Here is a 14,646-nt window from a genome sequence, read left to right on the forward strand (position 1 = left end):
CAGGCCTAAGGCACGGGCCTGCCGCTTCTCTCTTCCCCTTCCGATTCAGTGAGCCACATGACTCCGGGTCTCGTCAGCAACCCTCTCAGCCAGCAGAACAAGCAGGGCATGGACCGGCTGGAAGCCGTGGCAGGTGACTTCCCCGGCCTTCACCACGAGCGGCTGGGGAACATCCAGGATCTGCCCGCCGCGCTCGATCGCCTGGCCGAGGCCGGCGTGAACCTGCTGATCCTCAACGGAGGGGATGGAACGGTCCAGGCCGCCATGACCGAGGTCCTGGAACGTCGTCCCTGGGGTGAGACTCCCCCCGTCTTCGCCCTTCTGCAGGGCGGCATGACCAACATGACCGCCATCGACGTGGGACTGCGCGGCCGGCCCGCGAAGGCCCTGGCGCGACTGCGGGACCGACTGGCGGACGACACCCTCGACCCTGTCCTGCGGCGGCGCAGAATCCTCCGCCTGGAAGGCGCCCTGGATGCAGCGCCGCAGCGCGGAATGTTCTTCGGCGCTGCCGCCATCTACCAGGCTATCCAGCTTTGCCGCACCAAGGTGCATCCCCTCAATATCGAGGCCGACTGGGCGGCCGGACTGACCCTGGCACGCCTGCTGGCCGGTTGGGTGTTCGGCGGCAAGAGCCGCAACGAGATCCACGGCGAGACGATAGCCACGGCCATCGACGGCGCTCCCGCTGACACCCGACACGAGCTGCTCGCCATAGCCACCACGCTGGATCGCCTTGTCCTGGGATCACAGCCCTTCTGGAACCAGAATGGCAAGCCGCTGCGCTATACGGCCATTTGCCATCCTCCGCAGTCGTTGCTGCGGCATAGCCTGAAGGTTCTCTACGGCGGCAATGAGCGGCGGCTCCCCGAGGCGTGTTATCGCAGCTGCGGGGCGGAAGCTCTGGAACTGACCCTGGAGGGTCCCTTCACGCTGGACGGCCAGTTCCACGAGCCGGACCCGCAGCGCCCCTTGCGCCTCAGTGCCCCGGACCACCTGGACTTTGTGCGGCTGTAGGATTCCCCATGAGCGAGCTTCCGAACAGCCTGCTGCACCTCATCGATCAGGAAACAAACCAGCCCGCCGACCCGGCGATCCACCGGATTGCCGAAGCTGCCTGTCAGCGCGCCACCCAGGGTCGACCGGATGCCGTGCTCTCCGTGTTGTTCTATGGCAGCTGCCTGCGCAGCGGAGTGCCGCACGACAGTCTCGTCGATCTCTATCTTCTGGTGGACAGCTATGACTCCGTTCATGCCGGTACCCTCATGCGCCACCTGAACCGGCTTTTGCCCCCCAACGTCTATTACATCGAAATCGCTCACGAAGGCCGGACCGTTCGCGCCAAGTATGCCGTCATGACTCTCGACCAGTTCGCCCGGCGCGTGGGACCTGCCGGCTTCCACCCCTACTTCTGGGCACGCTTCGCACAGCCCACCGGCATACTGGCCGCCCGTGACGAGGAGAGCCGGCAGGAAACGGTGGCAGCGCTCGCCCGCGCCACGGTAACTCTGGCACGCGCGGCCCGGGGCCTGTTTGGACAGACGCCCCCACCCGAGGTTCTTTGGACCCGCGCCTTTGCGGAAACCTACCGGACCGAACTGCGGGCCGAGGACGGCGGACGGGCGCGCCAGCTCTATGATCGCTACGGGGACCGTTACGACCGGATCTGGGAGTGCCTGCAGGCCGAAGGGTTATTGAGCGAAACCCTCTCAACTTCCGAGGGGGCGAGGCGCTGGCTCATGCGCCGTCTGGCCGGCAAGCTGCTGTCCGTGCTGCGCCTGGCCAAAGCGGCCTTCACCTTCACCGATGGCCAGGCTTACCTGCTCTGGAAGATCGAGCGGCACTCGGGCGTGCGGGTGGCCCCCACCGCCTGGCAAAAGCGACACCCCCTGCTCTCGGCACCGATCCTGGCCTGGAGACTCTACCGCCGCGGCGGCTTCCGCTGAACGAATCGCCTCAGCCGCGCAGCGAAGCCGTTGTATCCTGGGCCTGCCATTCCGCGAGAATCTTGGCGAAGCGGGTGCAAACCTCCTGGATCTGCGCCTCGCTGTGAGCCGCCGAAACCGAGCAGCGCAGCAAGCAGACCCCGTTCGGAGTGCCCGGCGGAATGGCCAGATTGACGTAGACGCCTTCCTCCACCAGCCGGTTCCAGAAATAGACCGCTGTCTGCTCGTCGGCCAGGCGCACGGCGATCACCGGACTGGCCGGAGCGCAGATCTCGAATCCCAGGGAACTCAAGCCCTCGTACAGGGCATCTGCATTGCGCCACAGCTTGCGTATCAGGTCGGGATTCTGCTCGATCTTCTCGATCGCCTTGGTCACCGTGACCACGCTGGCCGGCGAGGCAGAGGCCGTGAACATGTAGGGCCGGCTGCAGTAGCGCAGACGATCGAAGTGCGGATGGTTGGAGGCGCCGAAGCCACCGATCGCTCCCAGGCTCTTGCTGAAGGTCCCGGCCACGAAGTCCACGTCGTCCTCGACGCCGCAGGCTTCGGCAACGCCGCGCCCATGCTCGCCCATCACCCCTAGGGAATGGGCCTCGTCCACCAGGATGAAGGCGCCATGGCGTTTCTTGACCTCGATGAATTCATTCAGTGGTGCAATATCCCCCAGCATTGAATAGATACCCTCGACAATGACGAGCGCGACGCCGTCCTCGTTCTTCAGACGGGACAGGCGGCGATCCAGGTCGGCGGGATCGTTGTGGCGGAAGCGGATCAGGGTCGCACCGCTGAGGCGGCAGCCGTCATAGATGCTGGCATGGGAATCGGCATCCAGTAGGATGGTGTCCTTGGGTCCCGCCAAACCGGCAATCATGCCAAGGTTGGCCTGATAACCCGTGGGGAACACGATCGCCGACTTGCATTTCAGGTAGCGGGCGATCGCCTGCTCCAACTGCTCGTGGAGCACATAGCTGCCGTTGGCGATCCGCGAGCCCGTGGTTCCCGTCCCCTGCTCGCGCATGGCTTCGCAGCCGGCCTCAATACAATCCGGATCGAAGGTCAGGCCCAGATAGTTGTTGGTTCCCACCAGGATGGTCCGGCGTCCGTTGATCAGAGCTTCGGTGGGCGAGAGGATCTTGTCCATGCGCAGGCCGAAGGGATTGAGGCCAGCCTGCAACAGGCTGTCCCGGCGCGATGCAATCGTCTCGTACTTGTCGAAGATATCCATGACGTCAGCCAGCATCCTTCTGCTTCTGAACGGCAGACACCAGGTCATCCACGGTGCGCAGTTCCCCCACGAGATTGATGGGAATATCGATCTCGTACCTGTCCTCGATCTCCATGATGATATCCATGGCCGCCACGGAATCGATGTTCAGATCGCTGTTGAGATCGGTAGTCTCGGCGATCTTGATCTTATTGCGGTTGTATTGCTCCAGAATTCCGCAGATATCCTGGAATACGCTGTCGCTGTTGTCCTGCATCTCTTCCATGATCCGTTCGATCCTTCGGCCTTCACGCCTAGGGGCGGCGATGATCTACAGCCACCCCTGCTGTTTATACCAGTTCAAGGTCTGGGTAAAACCGTCTGAAAACATCCTGGGCGCGGGACAGTCCGGCAGCAATCGACGCCAGTTCCCCCTGCTGCGCCAGTCCGGGAAGGTCAGTTCGCGCAGCTTGCCCGGCGTGAAAACGCTTGCACGCCCCAAGGCCCGGGAGACAGTCTCGCTGCCCCAGGCAACGGGATAGACGGACGCGGGGGGCAGTTGTATCAGCCGGACCCTGCGCCCCAGCGCCTGCCCGGCAATCGCTGTCAGTTCCGGCCAACTGTAGCCCTCCGGCGCCTCGTCGTTGGGCTCCAGGCAGATGCCGCTGGGAAGCTCCGCCTCCAGCGCGGCAATCACAGCCTCCGCCAGATCCTCCGCATGAATCAGGGAAAAGCGATTGCTCCTGCGCCCCGGCACGACCAGCAGGCCGCGGTTCATCTGCTGAAACAGCGGCAGGGTCGCACGGTCCCCGGGCCCATAGACAGCCGGCGGACGGAAGGTGGCGACCTCCAGGTTGCCGGCCCAGGCTCGTACCGCCTCCTCGGCCGCGCGCTTGCTTTGCGCATAGGCGGAAATATGCGGCTCGCGTGCCGCAAGTGAGGAAATGTAGATAAAGCGTTCCACGGACCCGGACCGTCCTGCCAGTTCCGCCAGGCTTTCCGTGGCATCGGCATTGATGCGACGGAATTCCCCGGCATCGCGTGCCTTGATCAGGCCCGCACAGTGCACCACGGCCGTGGTGCCGGAGATCAGCTCTTTCAGGGCCGCCTTGTCCTCCAACCCGCCGGCAATCACCTCCACCATTCCCTCGGCAGGGGCGGACGGCAATGTTTCCACCATGGAGCGCCAGGCTTCAGGCCGGCGCAGCAAGAGGCGAATACGACAGCCCTTCTGAACAAGCCGGCGCAGCAGAAAGGATCCGACAAAGCCCGTCGCTCCGGTCAGGGCTACAGCCGGCGCGACATCGAGTCTTCCGGTCATGCCTGAACCGCTTTCCGCGGAGACTTCGGCCGCAAGCTTCAGTCCGAACCGACAGCCATGGCAAGTACGGGGGCGTCCTGCTGGCTGTCCTGCAGGTCTTCGTTCACATCGCGGATACGTCCTGCGACATAGTCCGCCTTGGCAGCAGCCCGGCTGAGCTTGCCTGAAGACGTGAAGGTCAGCGACCGCGGCGGCGCCAGCACCACATCGCACCCGACCCCGGCTGTCTTCTGAACGATGGCGGCAACATCCCGGCGCATCGTCTCCCGCGCCTCAGGATCGGGCGTGCGGCATTCGACCACCAGTACGACACGCTCGTTGTCCTCATCATCGCCAAGGGCGAAGGCGGCAATGTCGCCGGCGCGCACGCCGTCGAGCTTCTCGACGGCCCATTCCAGGTCCTGCGGCCAGATATTGCGCCCGTTGCTGATGATCAGATCCTTGCTGCGGCCCGTGATCACCAGTTCGCCATCCACGAGATAGCCGAGGTCGCCGGTGTCCAGCCAGCCATCGGGCGTGATCACGGCCCGGGTCGCCTCCAGGTCACGGTAGTAGCCCTGCATCAGGCTGGGTCCCTGCACGCAGACCCGGCCGATGGAACGTTCCGGCAGCCTCTGGTCATCGGTATCGCGAATCTCCACCGCATGGCCCGGCAGGACCCGGCCGCATTTGACGAAGGTGCGCACCGAGGCCGCGGCCCCATCCCGCCCGTGGGAGACAGGCACGGCAACGCCTCTCAACGCGGCACTTTCGCGATCCACATGGTCCAGCTGCAGGCCGGTATTCAGACGCGTGAAACTGACGGCGAGCGTGGATTCGGCCAGGCCATAGCTGGGCAGGAAGGCCTTGGGGTCGAAGCCGCTTTCTGCGAAGCGCTCGGCAAAGCCCTGGAGCACGCTGGCACGAACCATTTCACCACCGATGCCGGCCACGCGCCACTGCGACAGCTCGAACTGGGCCGGATCCACGTTCGTCGAACGCCGGAGACAGAGATCGTAGCCGAAGGTCGGGCTGAACGAGATGGTCCCCCCGTATTCCGAGAGAATCCTGAGCCACAGCATCGGCCGGCGCGCGAAGGTCGTTGTCGCCAGGTAGTCGATGGAAATCTGCGACAGGGCCGGTGTAAGGAAAAACCCGACCAGTCCCATGTCGTGATAGAGCGGCAGCCAGGAGGTGGCCCGGTCACCGGGCTGCAGGGCCAGGCCGTGCTGGCCGATGCCGCGCGCGTTGCTGGTAATCGCCTTCTGGGTCACCAGGACACCACGCGGCATGCTGGTACTGCCCGAGGAGAACTGGATGTAACAGGGATCCTGGCGCTCCAACGGGCGCAGGAAACCGTTCTTCGCGCTCATTTCGCGGAACTCGGCGTGGCTGCCGACACGGGCAACGTTGGCTTCGACCGCAGCCTCGCGCAGCATGTCGATCAGATCCTCGGAAGCAACAGCAGCGGAAACGGCGGCGCGCTTCATCATGGCGCCCAACCGCGCCACATAGGCCTCGCGCCCGCCGAGATTGACGCTGAGCGGCAGCGGCACCGGAACGATGCCTGCATACTGACAGGCAAAGAAGAACACGAAGAATTCCGGCCGCGTCTCCGCGATCAGGGCAACCCGGGAACCACGTTCCAGCCCCGATGCAACAAGGCGGGGCGCAAGATCCAGTGCTTCCTCGCGGATTTCCCGATACGTCATGCCCCGATTGAGAACGCCGCGCTCGGAGAAGAAGTTGCATCCGGTCTGTCCCCGGGCGGCATAGTCCAGACCTTCCGCCAGGGTTTCGAATTCCCCGACTCGAAGGGGCAGGGTCTCATTTGTCGTGATTGTCGAACGCGTCATACCCGGTCTGTTCCGTCCCGTTGTTCACTGGCCCGTATCTGTCTGTCAGGTTTTTTGCCGTCTGATCACCGTCTGCGTCCCCTTGCACACGGTCAACATGCTGGATAAACGAACAAAACCCCCCGGTACCTAGACCTGTCAGATTCTCACCGGAGCCCTCAAGATATCCCCTCAACATTCTCTGCCAAGTATCTGGTTCAGGCTGGATTCTGCCACAAGTCTGGCACCTCTTATGGTTATAAGGATTCAGAGGCCAGAGATGAAATGAAATCGAGTTTCAGTTCCCCATCCGGCCATCAGCCGCAGATGGCGCAATAAGGTGCTGACAATAAGGAATTTTTTCGAGATCCGAAAAGTCGCCCGTGAAAGAATATAACCGAATGTTGCAGTGCCCCCGGCTGGCATGCCCATGCCCCCAGCAGAAACCGCGCTACAGGCAGGCCGTCACCCCCCGATCCGCAGGGTCAAGTCCCCGCCCCCTCGAGGCTTGCACTTCGCCCCCGGAGGCGCGTTAACTGGAGTCGTTACGTAGGCCGAAGGAAGGCAGAGTTACCATGTATCTCGACGTCTATCTCGACACCATCTGCCCCTGGTGCTTCATCGGCAAACGCCGCCTGGAACAGGCATTCGCTCTCTGGCAGGGGAAACCCCCGGAGATCCGCTGGCGTCCCTATCAGCTCAATCCCGAAATGCCGCGCGACGGTATGGACCGCGCAAGCTATCTGCGCATGAAGTTCGGTTCGGACCGCGGGGCGGAACGTGTCTATCAGTCGATTGCCCAAGCTGGAGCGGCTGAAGACCTGAATTTCGACTTCGCGGCCATCCGACGCACGCCCAACACACTGGACTCCCATCGCCTGATTCGCTTTGCCGAGCGCGATAACCTGCAGGACAGGGTCCTGGAGCGCCTGCTGCAAGCCTACTTCATGGAAGGGGCCGACCTGGGCGACAAGCAGGTCCTCGCCTGCCTGGCGGAGGAATGCGGCCTGCCGCGCCAGAAGGTCGAAAGCTATCTCGCCGGAGAGGAGGACCGGGAAGCCATCCGGAAAGAGGACACCACTGCGCGGTTGAGCGGCGTGGTCGGGGTGCCCTGCTTCATCGGCAACGGACACTACGCCCTGCCCGGTGCACAGCCGCCCGAGGCTCTGGTCCGGCTTTTCGAACTGGCCCAACAGGATGGCACCGACGCCCCGCCGGCGGCTTAGACACGCTTTCCAAGTCCAGTTCTCTAACGGCGTTCAGGGATCTTGTGAGCGTGCGGGCGCGATCTCCACGTCGACTTCGAAAGCGCAGCTTTCCCGGTCTCGCCGGGTGGTGCGCGCAAAGCAATCCATGCGATCCCGGTTGACCGGCGTCAGTTCGATCTCGCACCCAGCAGGCCCGGGGACGGTGGCCACGCGCACCTGGCAATAACTGCCTCTATCGTTGGCAAAGGCATAGCCCAAGCTTTGCACAACGACGCCGTTATCCGGAAATTGCACCAGGGCATGCGAGGACGCCTGGGCTGGAATCTTCTCCACCGGCGAACGGTGCCAGTCTCCATATTGCGAGTGTAATTCCAGCCGTTCACCGCTGGTGTTGCGGAAGACGACCGCGCCCTCCGCCGCACCCAGCGGCTCCGTACTGATCGCAACAAATACGCCAAGAGCCGGTAGGCACCACCATCCTGGCCCACGCACTGGGCGTGCCCGACTTCCTGTCATGCCTCTTTCCCGACCGCCCTGCGCGCTGCCTGCAGCTGGCGATGGAGCTGCAGCCCGTCGCCTTCCCTGCGCTGTAAAACGGGCTTCGGCGCTGGCTTGCCGAACAGCCAGCCCTGCGCCAGGCGCAGATTGAGTTCACGCAGCCTGGCCGCCTGGGTTTCCGTTTCCACACGCTCGGCCACGATCTCGATCTCCAGATCGTCGCAGATGCGTTTCAGGCCCCGCAGCATGGCCAGGTCACGCGAAGTCCGCCCCATCTCGCGGATGTAACGCCCATCGATCTTGATCCCGTCCACCGAAAGCGCATGCAGATAACGGAACGAGGCCGCTCCCGCGCCAAAATCATCCAGAAAGACGCGATGGCCCAGCATGCGCAGCCGCTGGATGACGCGATGCGCCGCCTCCAGGTCGGTCAGCTCGGCGCTTTCCGTGACTTCGAAGATCAGCTGCCGCGAAATCGCGCTGTTGGCTTTCAGCAAGCTCTCCAGGCTCTTGATGAAAACAGAGTTCAGGATCGAGTGACCGGACAGGTTCACGGCCAGTTTCAGGCGGGAGTCGCTGCGTTCTCGGGAGAGCAGGTCCACGGCGTGATGACAGACCGCCAGGTCGAAATCGCAGATCAGTCCGAGGTTCTCCGCGAAATCCAATTTCTCTTGAGGGGACCCCCCTTCCTCGAAACGAACCAGCAGCTCGAAGTGCTCGGGCCGGCGATCGGCCAGCCGGACGATCGGCTGGTAGAGGAAGCGGAATCGCCGCTGCGCCAGGACCTGCCGGAAATCCTCCATGCGTTGCAGTGTCTCGCGCACGGAACTCTCGATGACGCTGGGCAGATCCTCACCCGGAATATGCCCGCTGCTTGCAAACCGGTCAGTGGCATAGGCGATGGCCCGGATCATGTCGGCCGACTCCAGGTCGCGATCCTGCAGCGACAATACGGCCCCGCGAACCGGCAGTCCCTCTCCATTCGGATCCGCCTTGCGCAGGGTGTCCGCGAGACGTCGGGTCAGATCCTGTGCCACCAGCGAACTCCGATGAACAAGACCGAAACGCTCCTCGGAGAGACGGGCCACCGTCTGCCCGTCGACGGCACGAGCGCGCAGGAAACCGCTGATGCGATCCAGAAGAGCGCGGCCGCCCCCTTCCGTCAGGCGAGCCCTCAGCTGACCGAGCCCTTCCAGGTCCAGCAGGGTCATGGAGACGGGCTGGTCCAGCTCGCGTGCCTGTCGCAACGCGCGGTCGACGGCACGCGGGAAGGCCGTCCCCTGCAGCAGCTGGCTTTCGGGATCGCGTGGACCGACCGGTACCGCCGGTGTCTGGACCCCGCGCATGGACAGGGTGCAGTGGACGAGCGACTCGCTGTCCGGCAGGCAACAGAGCCCCAACGTGGCCTGGCATCTTTCGCTTTCGGAAACCGCCAGCCGCACGGTCAGCGGACCGATTCGCTCTCCGCCTCCCAGGCCGGAGATCAGGCCACGCACGAAGGCTCGATCCTCCGGAGCGATCAGGTCCTCGAACGACTGTCCGATCAGCTGCGTTTCCCTCTGCCCCGTCAGGCTCTCCGCGGCACCCGCAGCAAAGCGGACGACAGCGGTGCGATCCATTTCGAGCAGCAGGTCCGCTCCTGCAAAGGAAAAGGCAAGAAGACGTGGCAGATGAGACGTTAGAGACATCAAGGCCCGAGCAGCTTTCTCGACAAGAGGCTTCGACACGCCAATGGGAAAACGCACACGCAGCGAAGCAAAGACGCTCTGGCAGTCTAGACCCCGCCCTTATAAGGAGAGGTTAACGACGGCGCACCGCGATCCGATGCGAAGCCCTCAGGAAGCTTGCTGTTGCGGCAGGAAGATCATCCGTACGAAGGTGCGGAAGAGCCGCACCTGGCGCGGCAGCGCCTGCGGGTCCTCGGTCAAGCGGGACAGCACGATCCCGCCGTCCACCAGGGCCTGTGCCATGTCGGCCAGATCGTCGAGATCAATCTCCACACTGGGCGTATAGATCGCGGCAATCGCGCTCAGTCGCGACCGGAAAAGCTCTCGCCAGCCCAGGAAGCCCTGCAGGGTCAAGTCCCGTACCTCGCGGCTGAACAGACGATCCTGATAGACATAGGACGCGACAAGGCAACCGGGATGCGTGCCCGGCAGGTCCGACATCATCTCCTCGAACAGCCGCAGGCCGACCAGGAAGCTGTGCAGGGGGTCCTCGTGCAGTTCGTCGGCCCGGCGCAGGATATCGGCGAACATTGCGTCGTGCTCGGCGATGTAGCGCTCCATCATGGCTCGCGCCAACTCGTTCTTGTCCCGAAAATGATAGAAGAAGGCGCTCTTGGTAACGCCGGCGCCCGCGATCAGTTCCTCGATGGAGGTGGCGGCAAAACCCTTTTCCAGGACGGCAGTTTCCGCCTGAACCAGGATACGCTCGCGCGCAGCGCCGCGTTTCGTCGGCAATGACAGCGTCATTGTTCTGTACCAAGAGTCCAGTTGCCGGTTGATCCCTGTTCGAGACAACCTTTCACAACCAGTGTTCATTACCTTGAGGACAGAGAGTATCTGCGGTTCCCGCGCTTCTGGCAATCACTGTACCGCATGACGGCTATTGCCCCTCCTCGAACAGCCCTACTGTCCAGCGCACACGGGGCTTCGTCCCCTCTCTCAAGAAACTGGAACAAAAGGGCAAATTCTGATGACCATTGAGGATTCCTAGAAACAGGCGGCAAGTGGAGTCTCCCGAAAGAGTCTCGACCTATACGAAATCGCACTGCAGGAGCTGCTGTGCTACCGCAATGACCCTGCGGCCACCGTTGAGGCGGCTCTGGAAGACAGTCCTGCCTTCGTAATGGGCCATGCCATGAAAGCCTGGCTTTACCTTCTGGGAACCGAGCCCGCCGGCCTGCCGGTGGCACGCGACAGCCTGAAGGCCGCCGAGGGGCTCCCGGCCACAGCGCGTGAGAAAGCCCATCTGAAGGCCGCCGGCCTGCTGGCGGAGGGCAAGTGGCACGCGAGCGGGCGGGTGCTCGAAGATCTCGTTCACGATTACCCTCACGACCTGCTGGCCCTGCAGTCCGGCCACCTGGTGGATTTCTATACCGGAAACTCCCGCATGCTGCGCGACCGGATCGCCCGTGTTCTGCCGGCATGGGACGGTCAGCAGACAGGCTATCACGGCGTCCTGGGCATGCTGGCGTTCGGCCTCGAGGAAACCGCCGACTATGCGCGGGCCGAAGCCTATGGCCGGCGCGCACTGGAACTGGAACGGCGGGATGCCTGGGCCCAGCATGCCGTGGCACATGTCATGGAGATGCAGAACCGCTACGACGATGGCATCGCCTGGATGACCGCGGACACCGAGGCCTGGTCGCAGGACAATTTCTTCGCCGTACACAACTGGTGGCATCTCTCGTTGTTCCATCTGGAGCAGGAGGACATCGATCGTGTCCTGGAACTCTATGACGGACCGATCGCCGGCAGCGGCTCCACTGTGCTTCTCGAGCTGGTGGATGCCTCTGCGCTGCTCTGGCGCCTGCACCTGCGCGGCCTGAACCTTGGCGGACGCTGGACAGCCCTGGCCGAGGTCTGGGCGCCTCTCATCAAGACCTCGGATTACGCCTTCAACGACGTTCACGCCGCCATGGCGTTCGTGGGGGCCGGCCGCGCGGACCTGATGGATGATTTGCTGGACATGCAGACTGCGGCCCTGGAGAGCGAAGCGGACAATGCGCTCTTCACCCGCGCGGTCGGCCGCCCGCTGTGTCTTGCCCTGAAAGCCTTCGGCGAAAGGGATTACACGTCGGTCCTCCGCCTGTTGCGGCCGGTGCGCAACCAGGCCGCCCGTTTCGGCGGCAGCCACGCCCAGCGGGACATCATCGATCTCACGATGATCGAAGCTGCCCTGCGCGGCGGCGAGGACACGTTGGCCAAGGCCCTGATCGCTGAACGCGCCTTCCTGCGGCCCGACAGCCCGCTGACGGCCCTCTTCCGCCAGCGCAGCGAGACCCTGCGGCAGGCTGCCTGAGCGATAGCCGTGTCAAGGTTGCGTGTCAGGGCCGGGGTCAGTCATATCTGCCCCGGCCCGCGCGCAACCCGTCAGCCTCTCCTCCCCGATACGCAATACCGCGCTGTAGGCGAAGAAGTGACCTGCCATACTGTCGCGACAGGGATTGCGACGCAACTCAAGGACGATTTCCTGGCCGTCCAACTGTCCCGGACTGTAACGCCAGAGGCGACCCTCGACTTGCGGGGAAGGAGTTGCGAAGGTCCACTCCTCGATCTCCGCAGCGACACGCGACACCCGGGTTTCCGAGAGTCCCACCCGGAACGACCAGAAGGGCTCGTTGCCCCCGGCTTTCCAGAGGAAGTCCTGGTCTTCGGCGCAACCTGCCGTTTCATGAGCGGCATGTTCCAGGCTGACGATCTCGAGTCCCTCATCCTGCTCCTTGGCCAGGATATCGACGAAGATGCGATCGGTCCCTCCCTGCCCCAAGTCGCTCATCAGACCCTCCAGCCGCTCTGTTCGCGTGACGTCGCGAAGCGGCCGCGAGGAGTCGGCCTCGCAAGCCTCAAAGACGACCCCTGCCTCCGTCCGGAAGGCATGGCCTCGAAGGCGCACCTCCTCTTCCGCCTGCTCCGGCACCTGGGTACAAGCGGCCAGCACGACGAGCATGAGCATGCCCGGGATCATGAATGGCCACATACCTCGTCTCCTTGCATATCAACACAATCGCGCAGGTTCTTCACCATGTCCGCACGCAGCGGCGCTTCCACCTCGATAGTCTCGCGCTCGGGGTAGAGCGGCAGGCTGAGCGCCCGGGCGTGGAGCTGCAAGCCCTGTCGATCGGGCTCGGTCATGCTCGTTCCATAAAGAGGATCGCCCAGGATGGGCCAGCCGCTGGCCGCGCAATGCACGCGGATCTGGTGCGTCCGGCCGGTGCGCGGAGAAAGGGCAAGCCAGGCATGGCTGGGGCCCCGCGCCAGTACGCGATAGTCGGTCACCGCCGGCTGACCCTCCGCATCGGCCTTCACGCGCCAGCCTTTGCGATCCGTGACCTTTCTGAGCGGGAGTGAGATGCGCCCGCGATCCTCGGCGGGCTGGCCCACGACCAGCGCCCAGTAGGTCTTGCGCACCTTGCCCTCGGCAAAGAGGGCATTGAGGCGCCGCAGGGCCTTGCGCTGACGCCCCAGCACCAGGCAGCCGCTGGTGTCCTGATCCAGTCGATGTGCCAATGCCGGCGGTTTCGGCAAGCCAAAACGCAGGACGTCGAAGCTGTCCTCCAGGCTCGCTCCACCGCTCGGCCCTGCATGCACTGGCAGGCCGGCCGGCTTGTCGACAACCAGCATCAACCGATCGCGATAGAGCAGACGCGCCTGGATCTCCTCCGGACTCATCCATCACCTCAAGGACAGTGCACCTCTGGAGAGCAGGGTCCAGAGGTCTGTGGCATAGGGCTCTCTGGTTTTCGAAGTCTGCGTCGTCAGGTCGCTGACCACCACCATGGCCATGGCCGGCTCTCCCTCTACACGGGTCAGGGGCAGCCCGAGACGCTTGTAGCGAACCTCGGTTCCGTCCTTCATGCGGATACGTCGCGTACCGAAGGTGGGCAGTTCCCCTTCCACCCAATTGGCAAACGTCTCGTAACGTACCTGGGCGCTCAGCGCATCCAGCTTTTCGTCGAAATAGGCGCCTGTCCAGTCATCGTGAAAAACGGAACTCAAGTGCTCCCCCACCAGACGCAGGCGCACCCGCCTGGTCTCCGGGTGCAACTCTGCCAGGACGATGCGGCGCATGACGGCACGGTAATCCAGGGGGTCGATCTCGCGCCGTGTCGGGGGACGACCATAGCTGCAAACAAAGTCACGATAGATATCCAGAACGTTCGCGAGATCCGGATGATCCTTCAGTGGCAGATCCACATCCAGGGCCGGATGGCGGCAGGTTTCGAGCATGGAAGGCAACCGTTGCAGCGCGGGCCGGAACCCGCATGAGAAAGGCTGGACGCACTCTGCTGTGCGGCTGTGCGAAAAGCAAGCCGCTGCTTGTCAGGCGGAAAGGTCGAGTCTGCGACACTCTTGTTTTGTTCTATATTATCCAAAGTTCCAATGTCCGGGCCTGTCGAACTGCAATGGCTGGTTCTCGACCTCAACAGCTATTTCGCCAGCATGGAACAGCAGCTGCACCCCGAACTGCGCGGCCCCGACCAGGCCCGTCTGGTGGCCCTCCGCCTGCGACGATTCGGCTGCAAGGCCGGCCGGGTCCACCTTGGCCTGCGCTTCAGGAACGGCCAACGCTGGCACGGGGAGCAACGGCCCAGCCCCTGCCAGGACACTCTGTTCCTGCTATCCGTGCTGGTGTAGCTCTGGGACGAGATGCAGCGAGCCACACCGCCCGCAGCGATCAAGAAGGTCTCCGTCACGCTACAAGACCTGGTAGAAACCACCCGGTCCTCCGGCGATCTCTTCGCCGCTCAGGAGATCCGCTCGCACAAGTTGGCCCTGTCCCAGGCCATGGACAATCTCAATGTCCGCTTCGGGCGGAACACCGTCAACCTCGGCCCCCCTGCCGGGAAACGCCGAGCTTTGCGCCGACACCGAGATCACCTTCACCCGCATTTCCAATCATAGGGATTTCCAGGAGTAGCCCCTGGAAC

Annotated in this window: 16 protein-coding genes; 5 read left to right on the forward strand and 11 right to left on the reverse strand. The window is 63.6% G+C overall.

The window, feature by feature from the left end; all coding sequences use genetic code 11:
* Window positions 1–57: 57 nt before the first annotated feature.
* Both ACFOW6_RS04445 and ACFOW6_RS04450 read left to right on the forward strand, forming a co-directional pair.
* Window positions 58–1,017 carry a diacylglycerol kinase family protein gene (locus ACFOW6_RS04445; protein ID WP_382421130.1) on the forward strand — a complete coding sequence of 320 codons (960 nt, stop codon included), beginning with the start codon at window positions 58–60 and terminating at the stop codon, window positions 1,015–1,017.
* Between the two features lie 8 nt (window positions 1,018–1,025).
* The gene (locus tag ACFOW6_RS04450) at window positions 1,026–1,946 is read left to right on the forward strand and encodes a hypothetical protein (RefSeq protein WP_382421131.1); all 921 of its coding nucleotides are present in this window, start codon (window positions 1,026–1,028) and stop codon (window positions 1,944–1,946) included.
* A gap of 10 nt (window positions 1,947–1,956) precedes the next feature.
* On the opposite strand, the gene spt is transcribed toward ACFOW6_RS04450, so the two are convergent.
* The 4 genes from spt to ACFOW6_RS04470 are packed head-to-tail and all read right to left on the reverse strand — an operon-like array spanning window position 1,957 to window position 6,306.
* Window positions 1,957–3,186, reverse strand: a complete 1,230-nt coding sequence (gene spt, locus ACFOW6_RS04455) for a serine palmitoyltransferase (protein WP_449267351.1) — start codon at window positions 3,184–3,186, stop codon at window positions 1,957–1,959.
* Complete coding sequence (locus ACFOW6_RS04460; RefSeq protein WP_382421132.1) at window positions 3,176–3,436, reverse strand: acyl carrier protein; 261 nt, start codon at window positions 3,434–3,436, stop codon at window positions 3,176–3,178. The genes spt and ACFOW6_RS04460 overlap by 11 nt, the downstream gene beginning before the upstream one ends.
* A 45-nt stretch (window positions 3,437–3,481) precedes the next feature.
* Window positions 3,482–4,471 carry an NAD-dependent epimerase/dehydratase family protein gene (locus tag ACFOW6_RS04465; RefSeq protein ID WP_382421133.1) on the reverse strand — a complete coding sequence of 330 codons (990 nt, stop codon included), beginning with the start codon at window positions 4,469–4,471 and terminating at the stop codon, window positions 3,482–3,484.
* Between the two features lie 38 nt (window positions 4,472–4,509).
* Window positions 4,510–6,306, reverse strand: coding sequence for a fatty acyl-AMP ligase (locus tag ACFOW6_RS04470; protein ID WP_382421134.1), 1,797 nt, complete (start codon window positions 6,304–6,306; stop codon window positions 4,510–4,512).
* Between the two features lie 554 nt (window positions 6,307–6,860).
* On the opposite strand from ACFOW6_RS04470, the gene ACFOW6_RS04475 reads away from it, so the two are divergent.
* A complete protein-coding gene (locus ACFOW6_RS04475) occupies window positions 6,861–7,511 on the forward strand; it encodes a DsbA family oxidoreductase (RefSeq protein ID WP_382421135.1) in 651 nt (216 codons plus the stop codon).
* A gap of 33 nt (window positions 7,512–7,544) precedes the next feature.
* Here ACFOW6_RS04475 and ACFOW6_RS04480 read toward each other — a convergent pair whose 3' ends face one another.
* The 3 genes from ACFOW6_RS04480 to ACFOW6_RS04490 form a co-directional block, all read right to left on the reverse strand.
* The gene (locus ACFOW6_RS04480) at window positions 7,545–8,009 is read right to left on the reverse strand and encodes a hypothetical protein (protein ID WP_382421136.1); all 465 of its coding nucleotides are present in this window, start codon (window positions 8,007–8,009) and stop codon (window positions 7,545–7,547) included.
* Window positions 8,006–9,679 (reverse strand): EAL domain-containing protein, encoded by a 1,674-nt coding sequence (locus tag ACFOW6_RS04485; RefSeq protein WP_382421137.1) that lies wholly within the window; start codon window positions 9,677–9,679, stop codon window positions 8,006–8,008. Before ACFOW6_RS04485 ends, ACFOW6_RS04480 begins: the two co-directional genes overlap by 4 nt.
* A gap of 147 nt (window positions 9,680–9,826) precedes the next feature.
* A complete protein-coding gene (locus ACFOW6_RS04490) occupies window positions 9,827–10,465 on the reverse strand; it encodes a TetR/AcrR family transcriptional regulator (protein ID WP_382421138.1) in 639 nt (212 codons plus the stop codon).
* A gap of 388 nt (window positions 10,466–10,853) precedes the next feature.
* Between ACFOW6_RS04490 and ACFOW6_RS04495 the strand changes: the two genes are divergently transcribed.
* A complete protein-coding gene (locus tag ACFOW6_RS04495) occupies window positions 10,854–12,017 on the forward strand; it encodes a tetratricopeptide repeat protein (protein ID WP_382421139.1) in 1,164 nt (387 codons plus the stop codon).
* Window positions 12,018–12,029: 12 nt separating this feature from the next.
* On the opposite strand, the gene ACFOW6_RS04500 is transcribed toward ACFOW6_RS04495, so the two are convergent.
* From ACFOW6_RS04500 to ACFOW6_RS04510, 3 genes are read right to left on the reverse strand one after another with little or no spacing between them, the layout of a single operon-like run.
* Window positions 12,030–12,695 carry a hypothetical protein gene (locus tag ACFOW6_RS04500; protein ID WP_382421140.1) on the reverse strand — a complete coding sequence of 222 codons (666 nt, stop codon included), beginning with the start codon at window positions 12,693–12,695 and terminating at the stop codon, window positions 12,030–12,032.
* Window positions 12,680–13,387, reverse strand: a complete 708-nt coding sequence (locus ACFOW6_RS04505) for an RluA family pseudouridine synthase (RefSeq protein WP_382421141.1) — start codon at window positions 13,385–13,387, stop codon at window positions 12,680–12,682. The genes ACFOW6_RS04500 and ACFOW6_RS04505 overlap by 16 nt, the downstream gene beginning before the upstream one ends.
* Window positions 13,388–13,390: 3 nt before the next feature.
* Window positions 13,391–13,945 (reverse strand): PAS domain-containing protein, encoded by a 555-nt coding sequence (locus ACFOW6_RS04510; RefSeq protein WP_382421142.1) that lies wholly within the window; start codon window positions 13,943–13,945, stop codon window positions 13,391–13,393.
* A gap of 153 nt (window positions 13,946–14,098) precedes the next feature.
* Between ACFOW6_RS04510 and ACFOW6_RS04515 the strand changes: the two genes are divergently transcribed.
* Complete coding sequence (locus ACFOW6_RS04515; protein ID WP_382421143.1) at window positions 14,099–14,353, forward strand: hypothetical protein; 255 nt, start codon at window positions 14,099–14,101, stop codon at window positions 14,351–14,353.
* A gap of 60 nt (window positions 14,354–14,413) precedes the next feature.
* Here ACFOW6_RS04515 and ACFOW6_RS04520 read toward each other — a convergent pair whose 3' ends face one another.
* On the reverse strand, window positions 14,414–14,614 hold the full coding sequence (locus ACFOW6_RS04520; protein ID WP_382421144.1) for a hypothetical protein: 201 nt from the start codon (window positions 14,612–14,614) through the stop codon (window positions 14,414–14,416).
* Between the last annotated feature and the right edge of the window lie 32 nt (window positions 14,615–14,646).

The organism is Fodinicurvata halophila (assembly GCF_042651425.1).
Taxonomy (GTDB): Bacteria; Pseudomonadota; Alphaproteobacteria; order Kiloniellales; family DSM-21159; genus Fodinicurvata; species Fodinicurvata halophila.

What these genes read in the sequence shown, in the direction of transcription:
- ACFOW6_RS04510 (WP_382421142.1), bottom strand. Translation starts at nt 13,945, where the DNA reads ATGCTCGAAACCTGCCGCCATCCGGCCCTGGATGTGGATCTGCCACTG.
- ACFOW6_RS04470 (WP_382421134.1), bottom strand. Translation starts at nt 6,306, where the DNA reads ATGACGCGTTCGACAATCACGACAAATGAGACCCTGCCCCTTCGAGTC.
- ACFOW6_RS04490 (WP_382421138.1), bottom strand. Translation starts at nt 10,465, where the DNA reads ATGACGCTGTCATTGCCGACGAAACGCGGCGCTGCGCGCGAGCGTATC.
- ACFOW6_RS04505 (WP_382421141.1), bottom strand. Translation starts at nt 13,387, where the DNA reads ATGAGTCCGGAGGAGATCCAGGCGCGTCTGCTCTATCGCGATCGGTTG.
- ACFOW6_RS04475 (WP_382421135.1), top strand. Translation starts at nt 6,861, where the DNA reads ATGTATCTCGACGTCTATCTCGACACCATCTGCCCCTGGTGCTTCATC.
- ACFOW6_RS04460 (WP_382421132.1), bottom strand. Translation starts at nt 3,436, where the DNA reads ATGGAAGAGATGCAGGACAACAGCGACAGCGTATTCCAGGATATCTGC.
- ACFOW6_RS04500 (WP_382421140.1), bottom strand. Translation starts at nt 12,695, where the DNA reads ATGTGGCCATTCATGATCCCGGGCATGCTCATGCTCGTCGTGCTGGCC.
- ACFOW6_RS04450 (WP_382421131.1), top strand. Translation starts at nt 1,026, where the DNA reads ATGAGCGAGCTTCCGAACAGCCTGCTGCACCTCATCGATCAGGAAACA.
- ACFOW6_RS04495 (WP_382421139.1), top strand. Translation starts at nt 10,854, where the DNA reads ATGAAAGCCTGGCTTTACCTTCTGGGAACCGAGCCCGCCGGCCTGCCG.
- ACFOW6_RS04515 (WP_382421143.1), top strand. Translation starts at nt 14,099, where the DNA reads ATGTCCGGGCCTGTCGAACTGCAATGGCTGGTTCTCGACCTCAACAGC.
- spt (WP_449267351.1), bottom strand. Translation starts at nt 3,186, where the DNA reads ATGCTGGCTGACGTCATGGATATCTTCGACAAGTACGAGACGATTGCA.
- ACFOW6_RS04445 (WP_382421130.1), top strand. Translation starts at nt 58, where the DNA reads ATGACTCCGGGTCTCGTCAGCAACCCTCTCAGCCAGCAGAACAAGCAG.
- ACFOW6_RS04465 (WP_382421133.1), bottom strand. Translation starts at nt 4,471, where the DNA reads ATGACCGGAAGACTCGATGTCGCGCCGGCTGTAGCCCTGACCGGAGCG.
- ACFOW6_RS04485 (WP_382421137.1), bottom strand. Translation starts at nt 9,679, where the DNA reads ATGTCTCTAACGTCTCATCTGCCACGTCTTCTTGCCTTTTCCTTTGCA.
- ACFOW6_RS04480 (WP_382421136.1), bottom strand. Translation starts at nt 8,009, where the DNA reads ATGACAGGAAGTCGGGCACGCCCAGTGCGTGGGCCAGGATGGTGGTGC.